Below are 13,185 nucleotides of genomic sequence, written 5' to 3' on the forward strand. Positions count from 1 at the left end.
GCGAAACTGCCTTCGGACGCGATCGCGCTCCCTGAGGTTCGTTGGTGGCTGGTGTGCCGGTTGAGGCGGTCGGGCATGTCGGTTGCGGCCTGTGCGTCTCCATCGGCACGAGCCTGTCTCGCCGGGCCATCGAGATCATCCGGGGCATGTGGCGCGCGAGCGAAACCTGAAGGGCGGGCGGGGAGCACTACAAGGTGCAGGGCGTCCACGCGGGGCGCGACCCGTCCGCCATCACGCGGATCGCGCGCTCGTCGGCGACGTCACCGAGGCGCCGGCCGCAACCAGCGCCCCAGCCACCGGAGACCTCGAGGAGCGCGATCGCGTCCGAAGGCAGGTTCGAGCTTGCGAGAACCTGATCGCGAAGCGAGCCGCAAGGCGAGACGGAGCGATGCCAGCGATCGCCCGCGTTTCTCGACGATGGAGGGCCGCCAGGCCCGAAGGAGGAGGGAAATGCCATAGGCACAGCAGCGAGCCGCAAGGCGAGACGGAGCGATGCCAGCGATCGCCCGCTTTTCCGACGATGGAGGGCCTTCAGGCCCGAAGGAGGAGAAAAAGCAATAGACACCGCTCAGCCGAGGCAGGAGGGGCCGAGGAGTTGCTTCAGGTCGCCCATGAGGGCCGGGGACGGCGCTACGCGGAGTTTGTCGTCTAGGCGGACAACCGTGGTGCGCGGGCCGTTCTGGACGTGCAGGTGCACCTCGGCGGTGCCGGGATGGGTGATCAGCACCTCCTTGAGGCGCGAGACCGTGGGCGGCGTGCAGCGGCCGAGCGGCATCGTGACCGAGAACGGGCCGGTCGCGTCGGTGACGCTGAGGTCGGGCTGGGTGACCTCCATCGCGATGATCTTCGCGACGTCCTCGCGGCGGTCCAGGCGGCCCTTGACGACGAGGATGGCGTCCTCGGCCAGGAGGGTCGAGCACAGCTGGTAGGACGAGGGGAAGCACATCACCTCGATGGAGCCGCCGAGGTCCTCCAGCTGGAACATGGCCCAGGAGTTCCCCTGCTTGGTGACCTTGCGCTGGAGGCCGGAGAGCAGGCCCGCGACCACGACCACCTGGCCGTCGGGGCGCTCGCCGCCGTTCAGGACGGCGATCGTGCAGTCGGCCTCGCGTTCGAGGATGTGCTCGACGCCGAGGAGCGGATGGTCCGACACGTACAGGCCGAGCATCTCCCGCTCGAAGGCGAGCAGGGTCGTCTTGTCCCACTCCTCGCCCTCGGGGATCGCGACGGCGAACGCGTCCTCGCCGCCATCGTCCTCCAGGGCGCCGAAGAGGGAGTCCTGGCCGACGGCCTCCTTGCGCTTGATGTCGATGACCGAGTCGATCGCCTGCTCGTGCACCATCAGCAGCGCCTTGCGCTGGTGGCCGAGCTCGTCGAACGCGCCCGCCTTGATCAGCGACTCCACGACCCGCTTGTTGCACACCGGCGGCGGCACCTTGTTGAGGAAGTCGTTGAAGTCGGTGTAGGCGCCCTTCTCCCGGCGGGCCGCGACGATCCCGTCCACGACGTTCGTGCCGACGTTGCGGACGGCCGACAGCCCGAACCGGATCTCGGTGTCGCCGAGCGGGGTGAAGTCGGCCTCAGAGGTGTTGACGTCGGGCGGCAGCACCTTCAGGCCCATCCGGCGGCACTCCGACAGGTACAGGGCGCTCTTGTCCTTGTCGTCGCCGACGGAGGTGAGCACGCCCGCCATGTACTCGGCCGGGTAGTTCGCCTTGAGGTAGGCCGTCCAGTAGGAGACGAGGCCGTACGCGGCGGAGTGCGCCTTGTTGAAGGCGTAGTCGGAGAACGGGACGAGGATGTCCCAGAGGGTCTTCACGGCCTCCTTGGAGAAGCCGTTGTCGATCATGCCCTGCTCGAACCCGACGAACTGGGCGTCCAGCTCGGCCTTCTTCTTCTTGCCCATGACGCGGCGCAGCAGGTCCGCCTTGCCGAGCGTGTAGCCCGCCACCTTCTGCGCGATCGCCATGACCTGCTCCTGGTAGACGATCAGGCCGTAGGTGGTGTCGAGGATCTCCCTGAGCGGCTCCTCCAGCTCCGGGTGGATCGGGGTGATCTCCTGCTGGCCGTTCTTGCGGAGCGCGTAGTTGGTGTGGGAGTTCGCGCCCATCGGGCCCGGCCGGTACAGGGCGCCGACGGCGGAGATGTCCTCGAAGTTGTCCGGCTTCATCAGGCGGAGCAGGGAGCGCATGGGGCCGCCGTCGAACTGGAAGACGCCGAGGGTGTCGCCGCGGGCGAGCAGGTCGTAGGTCTTCTGGTCGTCCAGCGGGAGGGCGAGCAGGTCGACGTCGATGCCCTTGTTCTTCTTGATGCCCTGGAGCGCGTCGTCGATGATCGTCAGGTTGCGCAGGCCCAGGAAGTCCATCTTCAGCAGGCCGAGCGACTCGCAGGTCGGGTAGTCGAACTGCGTGATGATCGCCCCGTCGGCGTCCCGGCGCATGATCGGGATGTGGTCGGTGATCGTCTCGCCGGACATGATGACCCCGGCGGCGTGCACGCCGGTCTGGCGGATCAGGCCCTCCAGGCCCTGCGCCAGGTCCATGATCTGCTTGACGTCGGTCTCTTCCTCGTACAGCTTGCGCAGCTCGCCCGCCTCGCCGTAGCGCGGGTGCTTCTCGTCGAAGATGCCCGAGAGCGGGATGTCCTTGCCCATGACGGCGGGCGGGAACGCCTTGGAGATCCGGTCGCCGAGCGCGTACGGGAAGCCGAGGACGCGGCCCGCGTCCTTGATGGCGGCCTTCGCCTTGATGGTGCCGAAGGTGGCGATGAACGAGACCTTGTCGGCGCCCCACTTCTCGGTCGTGTACTTGATGACCTCGGCCCGCCGGTCTTCAGGGAAGTCGATGTCGATGTCGGGCATGGACGCGCGCTCGGGGTTCAGGAACCGCTCGAAGATCAGCCCGTGCGGGATCGGGTCGAGGTCGGTGATGCCCATCGCGTAGGCGATCAGCGAGCCCGCGGCGCTGCCTCGCCCCGGCCCGACCAGGATGCCGTTCTCCTTGGCCCACATGATGAAGTCGGCGACGACCAGGAAGTAGGACGGGTACCCCTTGCCGAGGATGACGCCCATCTCGTACTCGGCCTGCTCCTTGTAGCCGTCCGGGAGGCCGTCGGGGAAGCGGCGCTCCAGGCCCTTCCAGACCTCCTTGCGGAACCAGCTCTCCTCGGTCTCGCCCTCCGGGACGGGGAAGCGGGGGCTGAGGTCGCGGTACTCGAACATCCCGGCGGGGTCGACGCGCTCGGCGATCAGCAGGGTGTTCCTGCAGCCCTCGGCCCAGATGTCGGAGGAGTCGATGGCGCGCATCTCGTCGGCGGTCTTGAGGTAGTAGCCGCTGCCGTCGAACCGGAACCGGTCGGGGTCGGCGAGCTGCTTGCCCACCTGGACGCACAGCAGGGCGTCGTGGGCGGTCGCCTCGGACTCGTGGGTGTAGTGGGAGTCGTTGGTGACGACCGGCGGGATGTTCAGCTTCTTGCCGATGTCGATGAGGCCCTGCCGGACGCGGCGCTCGATGTCGAGGCCGTGGTCCATCAGCTCGAGGAAGTAGTTCTCCTTGCCGAGGATGTCCTGGAAGTTCGCGGCCGCCTTCAGCGCCTCGTCGAACTGGCCGAGCCGCAGCCGGGTCTGGATCTTGCCGGACGGGCATCCCGTGGTGGCCATCAGGCCCTCGGAGTGCTCGGCGAGCAGCTCCTCGTCCATGCGGGCGTACTTGAAGACGAAGCCCTCGGTGTAGGCGCGGCTGGAGAGCTTGAAGAGGTTGTGCAGGCCGGCCCTGTTGCGCGCCCACAGCGTCATGTGGTTGATCAGGCCGCCGCCGGAGACGTCGTCGCGCTTCTGGCTCGGCTCGCCCCACTGGACCTTCTTCTTGTGGAACCGGGACTCCGGCGCCATGTAGGCCTCGATGCCGATGATCGGGGTGACGCCGGCCGCCGTCGCCTGCTTGTGGAAGTCGTAGGCGCCGTGCATGTTGCCGTGGTCGGTCATCGCGATCGCCGGCATCTGCTGCCGGCCGACCTCCTCGAACATCTGCTTCAACCGGGCGGCTCCGTCGAGCATGGAGTACTCGGTGTGAACGTGCAGGTGAACGAAAGAGTCGGCCATGCGTGCTGCGCCTCCTGCTCGTCGCATGCGACCGCCCACGTGCGGGGCCCGCACGTGGTCGCGGCATCGGTACCGGGGGAAGACGTCGGGCCGGCGGAGCGCCGGAACGACGCGGCTCTGAGAGCCTAACCCGCATCCCGCGTCACTCGCGCCCCGACGCGCCCAATCCCCGGCGGCCCCTTCCGGTCGTCTCGAAACCCGGGACGGGATGTCCGGAGTTTGGCCCCTCGGGGCGGCTCCGCATACGATCCTTCCGTGGAACGTCGCCGATCCAGGTTTACGCGGCCGGCTCCGGGTGAGCCGGTCGCCCCCGCGACCTGAGCGACGACCCCGGAGCCGGCCGAGGCAGAGTCCCCTGCGGACTCTGCCTTTTCTGCTGAAACCGCCTTTTCTTCTGAATCTGCCTTTTCTGCTGATCAGGCGCGGCCCGGGGCGTGCTCTCCCCTCGCCCGGACGGGCCGCCGCACGAGAGGGGACCCGAGATGCACGACCAGGTGATCGACGCCGCGGGCACGGACGCGGCCCGCCCGGCCCGGGGGACGGTCCGCGGACCGTCCGGCGAGCTGCGCGTCGCACTGCCCTCCCCCGCCGCCGTCACCACGCTCGCCGAGGCCCGCGAAGCGATCGACGGCCTGGACGCCGCCCTCGCGACGCTGCTGGAGCACCGCACCGCGATCGCCGCCGTCGTCCAGCGCCTCAAGCCGGTCGGGGGCTTCGCGGGGCGCGACCCCGAGCGCGAGCGGCGGATCGTGGAGGCCATGGCGGCGCGCGCCCCGTCCCTCGGCGCGGAGCGGCTCGCCCCCATCGTGAACGCGATCATCGAGGCGGGCCTGGACGCGGCCGAGGCCGGCCGATGAGCGCACCCGGCTCCGCACGGGCGGCCGGGGAGGACGTCCCGGAGGAGAGCGCACCCGCCCTCGGCGTCCCGGCCGAGGACGCCCGGGACGAGAGCGCGCCGGACGAGGGCGCGCGGGCGGCGGCGGTCCGCGACGGGCTCAGCGTCGGGATCGCCGTGGGGGTCTCCGGGCTGGCGTTCGGCGCGGCGGCGGTCACGGCGGGGCTCACGGTCGCGCAGGCGTGCGCGCTGAGCCTGCTGGCGTTCACGGGGGCGTCCCAGTTCGCGCTGGCCGGGGTGGTCGGCGGGGGCGGCGGCCTGGTCGCCGGGACGCTCGGCGCCGTCCTGCTCGGCGGGCGCAACGCCCTGTACGGGATGCGGCTCGCGTCGACGCTCCGCGTGCGCGGGCTGCGCAGGCTCGTGACCGCGCACGTCGTCATCGACGAGACGGCCGCCGTGGCGACCGCGCAGCGCGGCCGGGACGCGGCCCGCGCCGGGTTCTACACCACCGCGATCAGCCTCTACCTCGCGTGGAACCTCACCACGCTGCTGGGCGCGGCGGGCGCGGCGCGGCTCGGCGACCCCGACGCCGTGGGCCTGGACGTCCTCGGCCCGGCGGCGTTCCTGGCCCTGCTCTGGCCGCGGCTCACGAGCGGGCGGGCCGCGGTCCGCGTCGCCGTCGCGGCCGCGGTGATCGCGGTGGCGGCGACGCCGGTGCTGCCGCCCGGCGTGCCGGTCATGCTGGCCGCCGTCGCGGCGCTGCCCGCCCTGCTCGGCCGGAGGGCTGCGCCGTGAGCGTGTGGATCGCGGTGATCGCCACCGGGCTCGGCTGCTACGCGCTGAAGCTCGGCGGGCTCGTCACCCCGCGCCGGCTGCTGGACGATCCGCGGGTGCGCCGGTTCGCCGACCTGGTCCCGGTGGCGCTGCTGACCGCGCTGATCGCCGTCCAGGCGGTGGCGGACGGCCGTTCCCTGGAGTTCGACGCCGCACGGCTGGCGGGCCTGGGCGCGGCCGTGGCCGCGCTCCTGCTGCGCGCGCCGTTCCTGGTGGTGCTGGTCGCCGCGGCCGGTGTCGCTGCGGGGCTGCGCCTGCTCGGCCTCTGACCCCGCCCCCGGCCGCTGACGCCGCCGCGCCGGCCTCGGGTCAGGACTCCGCCGCGACGATCTCCAGGGCGTGGGCCAGGTCGTCCGGGTAGGGGCTCTCGAACTCGACCCACTCGCCCTTGGTCGGGTGCTCGAAACCGAGCCGGACGGCGTGCAGCCACTGCCGCCTCATGCCGAGGCGGTCCGCCAAGGTCGGGTCGGCGCCGTAGGCCATGTCGCCCACGCACGGGTGCCGGATCGCGGCCATGTGGACGCGGATCTGGTGGGTGCGGCCCGTCTCCAGGTCGATGTCGAGCAGTGTCGCCGCCCGGAACGCCTCGACGGTGTCGTAGTGGGTGACGGACGGCTTGCCGCCCGCGACGACCGCGAACCGGCCGTCGCCGGAGGGGTGCCGGTCGATGGGGGCGTCGACCGTCCCGCGGAACGGGTCGGGATGGCCCTGCACGAGCGCCTGGTAGCGCTTGTCGATGCGGCGCTCCTTGAAGGCGCGCTTGAGCCGCGAGTAGGCGATCTCGCTCTTCGCCACGACCATCGCGCCGGTGGTGTTGGCGTCGAGCCGGTGCACGATCCCCTGGCGCTCGGACGCGCCGCTGGTCGCGATCGTGTGCCCGGCCCCGAGCAGCCCGCCGAGGACGGTCGGGCCCGTCCAGCCGGTGGTGGGGTGGGCGGCGACGCCGACCGGCTTGTTCACCACGACGATGTCGTCATCTTCGAACAGGATGCCCATCCCGGGGACGGGCTCCGCGACCGGGGCGGGCGCGGCGGGCGGCGGTGGCAGCGTGACCTCCAGCCAGGCGCCGGCGTGCAGGCGCTCGGACTTGGTGGCCACGGGCGCCCCGTCCAGCACGACGTCACCGGAGGCGATCATGTCGGCGGCGCTGCCGCGCGACAGCCCGAACAGCCGCGCCAGCGCGGCGTCGACCCGCTCCCCCTCCAGGCCGTCCGGCACGTGGAGGCTTCGTACGTCGCCCATCAGGACTTCTCCTCCGGCGCCGGAACCTCGGCCCCGCCTTCAGGCGCGGGGTCGACGGCCTTCCGGGCGGACTCGTCCTTTCGGGCCTCGCTCTTGCCGGTGGCGCCCTCACCGGAGGGAGCCTCCGACGCGTCGGAGGCCTCCCGCGCGTCCGTGGTCTCGACCGTGCCGGGGGTCTCGTCCTTGCCGGAGGTCTCGCCCGTTCCCGGGGTCTCGTCCTTGAGGCGCGTGCCGTCGACCTGGAGGCCGCGGGCCGCCAGCAGGACGGCCAGCACGCCGCCGCAGACGATCGCCGAGTCGGCCAGGTTGAACACCGGCCAGTGCGGCAGCTGGATCCAGTCGACGACGTGGCCCTTCAGCGGCGCCGGGGCCCGCAGCAGCCGGTCGATGAGGTTGCCGATCGCGCCGCCGAGCAGCAGCCCGAGGCAGATCGCCCACGGCACGCTGCGCAGGTTGCGGGCGGTCCGCAGGATCGCCACCACCACCCCGCAGGCGATCAGCGTGAAGACGAAGGTGTAGCCGGTGCCGATCGAGAACGCGGCGCCGCTGTTGCGGGTCTCGCGCAGCGTCAGCAGCCCGCCGAGCAGCCGGACCGGCGCGCGGTCCTGAAGCGTCGCCACCACGATGGTCTTGGACACGATGTCGGCGGCGAGCGCGGCCAGGGCCACGGCGACCAGCACGCCGACGCGGCGCGGCCGAGGAGATCCCGTGGTCTCCCCGGCCCGCCGCTCTGGGTTCGTTGAGTCGCTCAGCGACGTTCCTCGCGTTGTTTGCATGTCACACACAGGGTCGCACGCGGGAAGGCCTGGAGGCGCGCCTTGCCGATCGGCCTGGTGCACGACTCGCAGATCCCGTACGTGCCGGCGTCCATCCGCTGGACGGCCCGCTCGATCTGGGCGAGCAGGTCCTGTGAATTGTAGGCCAGCGCGAGCTCATGTTCGCGCTCGTAGGTCTTGGCTCCCGCGTCGGCCTGGTCGTCGCCCGCCCCGTCGTTGGTGTCGCCCTCGGCGATCTGGCTCGCGGACGCGGCGATCTCGCTGCGCAGCGCCTCGATCTGCTCCTCCAGGCCGGCCCGCACCTCGGCCAGCTCGCCCGGCGTCCACTGGTGCTCGCCCTCGCGGACCGGCAGCTCCGCGGCCGCCGTCCGCGCCGGCTCCCGCTCGTCCGGCGCCGGACCGTCGGTCTTCCCGGCCCCGCCCTTGCCCGTCGCGCCGCCCTTACCCGCCTTCGCGGGGCCGCGCCCGGCCGCCGGCTTCCCCGGCTTCACGGCAGGCCCTTTCGCGGGGGCCTTGGAAGCGGCCGGCTTGGCGGCGCCCTTTCCCGACGCGCCTTTTCTCGCCGTCCCCTTTCCCTCCGTACTCGTCCCCGGTGCGCTCGGCCCCGGGGTGCTCGTTCCCGCCGTGCTCGCCTCCGGGACCGGCATGCTCTGGGACGGCCGCGCCGTGCCCGGGCTCGTGCTTGCGGCGGGCGTCCCGCCCCTCCTCGCGCCGGCCATGTCGGCCTCCCTCGCGCTGGTCGCCTCGACGGGCAGTGCGGGCAGCATTGGTCCCCTCTCTCGGGCACGGTAAACAACCTGGGCCGTGTTACCGACCGCTTATGCCCGGTCGCCGAACGCATGGAAACTCCCGGGCGGCGTACGAGATCGCAAAGGAACCGTGTCCCCCCGGGACGGAAAAGGGGAAGAGGCGGAGTCCGGCGTGCGTTAAAGTCGGCACCAGCAGTCGCAAGGCAGGCATTGATGGGGACACCTGCCGCCGAAAGCAGCCATGAGCGACCCGGGGGCGGTGCGAGCCCGGGGGCGGGCCCGGCGGTCTGATCACCCCGGAGCCGCCGGAAGAACCGCCCCCACGGGCCCAGTAGACCCGGCCGCCGAGACTGGAACGAAGCGGGCCGCGCCGTCGGGCGCGGTCAAGGAGGGTGGTACCGCGGGGCAGCCGCCTCGTCCCTCCGGTCAACGTGTTCGCGTCGATCCGGAGGTCCGCCATCGTGAGCCGAGCTTTTCGGCCGCTGCCCGCGCAGGTCGATCTGCCCGCCCTGGAGCGGGACATGCTGCGCCGCTGGCAGGAGAACAAGGTCTTCGAGCGGTCGCTGGAGCGCACCGCGTCCGGGACCCCGTGGGTGTTCTACGAGGGGCCCCCGACCGCCAACGGCATGCCGGGCGTCCACCATGTGGAGGCCCGCGTCTTCAAGGACGTCTTCCCGCGCTTCAAGACCATGAAGGGCCACCACGTCCCGCGCAAGGCCGGCTGGGACTGCCACGGCCTGCCGGTCGAGGTCGCCGTGGAGAAGGAGCTCGGCCTCACCGGCAAGAAGGACATCGAGGAGTACGGCGTCGCGGAGTTCAACGCCCGCTGCCGCGAATCGGTCCTGCGCCACGTGGACGCCTTCGAGGAGATGACCGAGCGGATGGGATACTGGGTCAACACCGACCAGGCCTACCGCACGATGGACCCCGAGTACGTCGAGGCCGTCTGGTGGTCCCTGAAGCAGGTGTTCGACAAGGGCCTGCTGTTCCGCGACTTCCGCATCACGCCGTACTGCCCGCGCTGCGGAACCGGCCTGTCCGACCACGAGCTGGGCCAGCCGGGCGGGTACGAGACCGTCTCCAGCCCCTCGGTGTACGTGCGGATGCCCGTCACGTCCGGTCCGCTGGCCGAGATGGGCGCCGCGCTGCTCATCTGGACGACGACCCCCTGGACGCTGGTGTCGAACACCGCCGTGGCCGTCCATCCGGACGTCACGTACGTGGCGGCCCGGCCGGAGGGCTCCGACGAAGTGCTCGTGGTCGCCGAGCCCCTCGTCGACCAGGTCCTCGGCGAGGGCGCCGAGCGGCTCGCCACGTACCAGGGCACCGAGCTGGAGCGGACCGCCTACAGGCGGCCGTTCGACCTCGTCGACATCCCCGACGCGCACTACGTCGTCCTGGGCGACTACGTCACCGTGGAGGACGGCACCGGCCTCGTCCACCAGGCGCCGGCGTTCGGCGGCGACGACATGACGGTCTGCAAGCGCTACGGCATGCCGATCGTCAACCCGATCGGGCCGGATGGGCGGTTCCTGCGTGAGGTGCCCCTGGTCGGCAACAAGTTCTTCAAGGACGCCGACGAGCCGCTCACCGACGACCTGCGCGCGCGCGGGCTGCTGTACCGCGGCGGGCACTTCGACCACAGCTACCCGCACTGCTGGCGCTGCCACACCCCGCTGCTCTACTACGCGCTCCCCGCCTGGTACATCCGCACCACGCAGATCAAGGACCGGCTGCTGGAGGAGAACGAGAAGACCAACTGGTACCCCGAGACCGTCAAGCACGGCCGGTACGGGGAGTGGCTGCGCAACAACGTCGACTGGTCGCTGTCCCGCAGCCGCTACTGGGGCACGCCCCTGCCCCTGTGGGTCTGCGGCGAGGGCGAGCAGCACGTCACCTGCGTCGGGTCGCTCAAGGAGTTGGGCGAACTGGCGGGCGAGGACCTCTCCGCACTCGACCCGCACCGCCCGTACGTGGACGACGTCGCGTTCCCGTGCCCCCAGTGCGGGGCCGAGGCGCGCCGCGTCCCCGACGTCATCGACGCCTGGTACGACTCCGGGTCGATGCCGTTCGCGCAGTGGGGCGCGCCCTACCGCAACAACGAGGTCTTCGAGGACGCCTACCCGGCCCAGTACATCTGCGAGGCCCAGGACCAGACCCGCGGATGGTTCTACTCGCTCATGGCCGTCGGGACGCTGGTGTTCGACCGCTCGTCCTACGAGAACGTCGTCTGCCTCGGCCTGATCCTCGCCGAGGACGGCCGCAAGATGAGCAAGCACCTCGGCAACGTGCTGCGGCCCATCCCGCTGATGGACCAGCACGGCGCCGACGCGGTGCGCTGGTTCATGGCCGCGAGCGGGCTGCCGTGGGCGTCCCGCCGCGTCGGGCACGGCGCCCTCGAGGAGATCGTCCGCAAGGTCCTGCTGACCTACTGGAACACCGCGTCCTTCTTCGTCCTGTACGCGAACGCGGCGCAGGCGCAGGGGCGCGCGTGGACGCCCGACCGGCTGTCCGAGGCCCCGGCCCCGGCCGACCGGCCGCTCCTCGACCGCTGGGCGCTCGCCGAGCTGCACCGCACCGTCCGCGAGGTCGACGCCGCGCTGGAGGAGTTCGACACCGCCCGCGCGGGACGGCGGCTCTCGCAGTTCGTGGACGACCTGTCCAACTGGTACGTGCGGCGCTCCCGGCGGCGCTTCTGGGAGGGCCCGGAGACGCCCGAGGGCTCTTCCGCGTTCGCGACGCTCTACGAGTGCCTGGAGACCCTCACCCGGCTGATGGCGCCGATCGTCCCGTTCATCACCGACCACGTCTGGGACGTCATCCGCCCCGAGGACGCGCCGGAGTCGGTGCACCTCACCGACTGGCCCACCGTGGACGAGGGCCTCCTCGACGAGGAGCTGACCGAGCGGATGGCGCTCGTCCGCCGGCTGGTCGAGCTCGGCCGCTCCGCGCGGGCCGCGAGCGGCGTGCGGACCCGCCAGCCCCTCGGCCGCGCCCTCGTCGGCGCCCCGGGCTGGTCCGCGCTGCCCGAGCAGCTCCGCGCGCAGATCTCCGAGGAGCTGAACGTGCTGGGCTTCGAGGAGCTGTCCTCGATCGGCGGCGACCTGGTCGAGTACGAGGTCAAGCCCAACTTCCGGGAGCTCGGCAAGCGGTACGCCAAGGACACCCCGAAGGTGGCCAAGGCGATCACCTCCGCCGACCCGGCCGGCCTCGTCCAGGCGCTGCGGGCGGGGTCCGCCGAGGTGGCGGCCGAGGGTCTCGGCGCGGTGCCGCTCGGCCCGGACGACGTGATCGTCACCGAGCGCCCGCGCAGCGGCTGGGCCGTCGAGAGCGCCTCCGGCGAGACGGTCGCGCTCGACCTCACGGTCACGCCCGAACTGCGCCGCGCGGGCCTGGTCCGGGAGGCCGTCCGGCTCGTCCAGGAGGGCCGCAAGGCCGCGGGCCTGGAGGTCACCGACCGCATCGACCTGTGGTGGGAGGCCACCGGCACCGACCTCGCCGAGGCCCTGCGCGGCCACGGCGACGAGGTCGCCGCCGAGGTCCTCGCGGCCACGGTGACCGAGGGCCGCCCCGAGGGCCTGACCGCCACCCGCGACGAGGAACTCGGCCTCACCTACTACCTGCGCAAGGCCTGAAGCACCCGCGCAGGACGTGAGTCCCCTGCCGCGGCCGCGCCCACCCGGCCCGGCCGCGGCAGAGACCTCCCCACCCCGCCGACACCCCGCGCCGGAGGAGCTTCGCGGGTTCGGAGAACTTTCGCGGGTTCGGAGAACTTTCGCGGGGGCGGAGAAGTTTCGCGATGGGGTTCATCGCGACACATCGCGTTTGCGATGATGGTGTCGTGAATCTTCCCGAGCAGCCGTCCGGGTCCGAGCCGCCGGCGCGGCCCTCCCCCGCGAGCATGCGCGCGTCCGACGCCGATCGCGACGAGGTCGCCGACCGCCTGCGCGAGGCTCTGGCCGAGGGGCGCATCACGCCGGAGGAGCACGCCGAGCGCATCGACGTCGTCTACAAGGCCAAGACGTACGCCGAACTGGAGCCCGTGCTCAGCGACCTGCCCGCGCAGCACGCACCGGGCCCCCGGGTCGACCTGCGCAAGGAGCAGGCGCCCGCGCCGCCCCCGCCGCAGTCGCCGCACCTCGTGGCGGTGTTCAGCGGGGTCGAGCGCAAGGGCCGCTGGCTGGTCGAGCCGACCACCACCGTCACCTGCGTCTTCGGCGGCGCGGAGCTGGACTTCCGGCAGGCGGTCCTCAGCAAGGGCGAGGTGACCCTCAACGTGACGTGCGTGTTCGGCGGCGTGAACGTCGTCGTGCCGCCGGGCGTGCGGGTCGTCGGCTCCAACTTCGCGGTCTTCGGGGGCACCGACCTGCCGGAGGACGACACCGTCGACCCGGACGCGCCCGTCATACGACTGACCGGGATGCTGCTGTTCGGCGGCGTCTCGGTGGAGCGCCGCGCCGCGGGCGAGAAGCGCGGCCGCGACCGGCACCGGCACCACCGTGAACTGCACCGCGAGCACCACGACGAGATGCGGCGGCTGCACCGCGAGCGGCGCGAGGAGATGCGGGACGCGCGGCGCGACCGCCTCCGGGAGCTGCGCGACGAACGGCACCGCGGCCGCTGAACCCGGGCGGCTCCGGCCGCCCGGGC

General features: G+C 72.0%; 9 protein-coding genes. 5 read left to right on the forward strand and 4 right to left on the reverse strand.

What is annotated here, in order from left to right; translation table 11 throughout:
* Nucleotides 1-568 precede the first annotated feature (568 nt).
* Nucleotides 569-4,099: a DNA polymerase III subunit alpha gene (gene dnaE / locus ABWI07_RS23210; RefSeq protein WP_149257272.1), complete on the reverse strand. Its 3,531-nt coding sequence runs from the start codon at nucleotides 4,097-4,099 to the stop codon at nucleotides 569-571.
* Nucleotides 4,100-4,581: 482 nt separating this feature from the next.
* Here dnaE and ABWI07_RS23215 point away from each other — a divergent pair, with 482 nt between their 5' ends.
* From ABWI07_RS23215 to ABWI07_RS23225, 3 genes are read left to right on the forward strand one after another with little or no spacing between them, the layout of a single operon-like run.
* Nucleotides 4,582-4,956, forward strand: a complete 375-nt coding sequence (locus tag ABWI07_RS23215) for a chorismate mutase (protein WP_353819780.1) — start codon at nucleotides 4,582-4,584, stop codon at nucleotides 4,954-4,956.
* The gene (locus ABWI07_RS23220) at nucleotides 4,953-5,729 is read left to right on the forward strand and encodes an AzlC family ABC transporter permease (RefSeq protein WP_149257274.1); all 777 of its coding nucleotides are present in this window, start codon (nucleotides 4,953-4,955) and stop codon (nucleotides 5,727-5,729) included. The genes ABWI07_RS23215 and ABWI07_RS23220 overlap by 4 nt, the downstream gene beginning before the upstream one ends.
* Complete coding sequence (locus tag ABWI07_RS23225) at nucleotides 5,726-6,037, forward strand: AzlD domain-containing protein (RefSeq protein ID WP_149257275.1); 312 nt, start codon at nucleotides 5,726-5,728, stop codon at nucleotides 6,035-6,037. The genes ABWI07_RS23220 and ABWI07_RS23225 overlap by 4 nt, the downstream gene beginning before the upstream one ends.
* Nucleotides 6,038-6,077: 40 nt before the next feature.
* Here ABWI07_RS23225 and ABWI07_RS23230 read toward each other — a convergent pair whose 3' ends face one another.
* The 3 genes from ABWI07_RS23230 to ABWI07_RS23240 all read right to left on the reverse strand — a co-directional run bounded on the left by ABWI07_RS23230 (nucleotide 6,078) and on the right by ABWI07_RS23240 (nucleotide 8,139).
* The gene (locus tag ABWI07_RS23230; protein ID WP_149257276.1) at nucleotides 6,078-7,010 is read right to left on the reverse strand and encodes an RluA family pseudouridine synthase; all 933 of its coding nucleotides are present in this window, start codon (nucleotides 7,008-7,010) and stop codon (nucleotides 6,078-6,080) included.
* Nucleotides 7,010-7,690 carry a signal peptidase II gene (gene lspA, locus ABWI07_RS23235; protein ID WP_353819781.1) on the reverse strand — a complete coding sequence of 227 codons (681 nt, stop codon included), beginning with the start codon at nucleotides 7,688-7,690 and terminating at the stop codon, nucleotides 7,010-7,012. The genes ABWI07_RS23230 and lspA overlap by 1 nt, the downstream gene beginning before the upstream one ends.
* A gap of 68 nt (nucleotides 7,691-7,758) precedes the next feature.
* Nucleotides 7,759-8,139: a TraR/DksA family transcriptional regulator gene (locus ABWI07_RS23240; protein WP_235036626.1), complete on the reverse strand. Its 381-nt coding sequence runs from the start codon at nucleotides 8,137-8,139 to the stop codon at nucleotides 7,759-7,761.
* Nucleotides 8,140-8,996: 857 nt separating this feature from the next.
* Here ABWI07_RS23240 and ileS point away from each other — a divergent pair.
* Together ileS and ABWI07_RS23250 are read left to right on the forward strand one after the other, a co-directional pair.
* Nucleotides 8,997-12,170 (forward strand): isoleucine--tRNA ligase, encoded by a 3,174-nt coding sequence (gene ileS / locus ABWI07_RS23245; protein ID WP_353819782.1) that lies wholly within the window; start codon nucleotides 8,997-8,999, stop codon nucleotides 12,168-12,170.
* 206 nt (nucleotides 12,171-12,376) lie between these two features.
* A complete protein-coding gene (locus tag ABWI07_RS23250) occupies nucleotides 12,377-13,159 on the forward strand; it encodes a DUF1707 SHOCT-like domain-containing protein (protein ID WP_353819783.1) in 783 nt (260 codons plus the stop codon).
* The last annotated feature ends 26 nt before the right edge of the window (nucleotides 13,160-13,185 follow it).

It is taken from the genome of Actinomadura sp. NPDC000600 (genome assembly GCF_040492135.1).
Classification (GTDB): domain Bacteria; phylum Actinomycetota; class Actinomycetes; order Streptosporangiales; family Streptosporangiaceae; genus Spirillospora.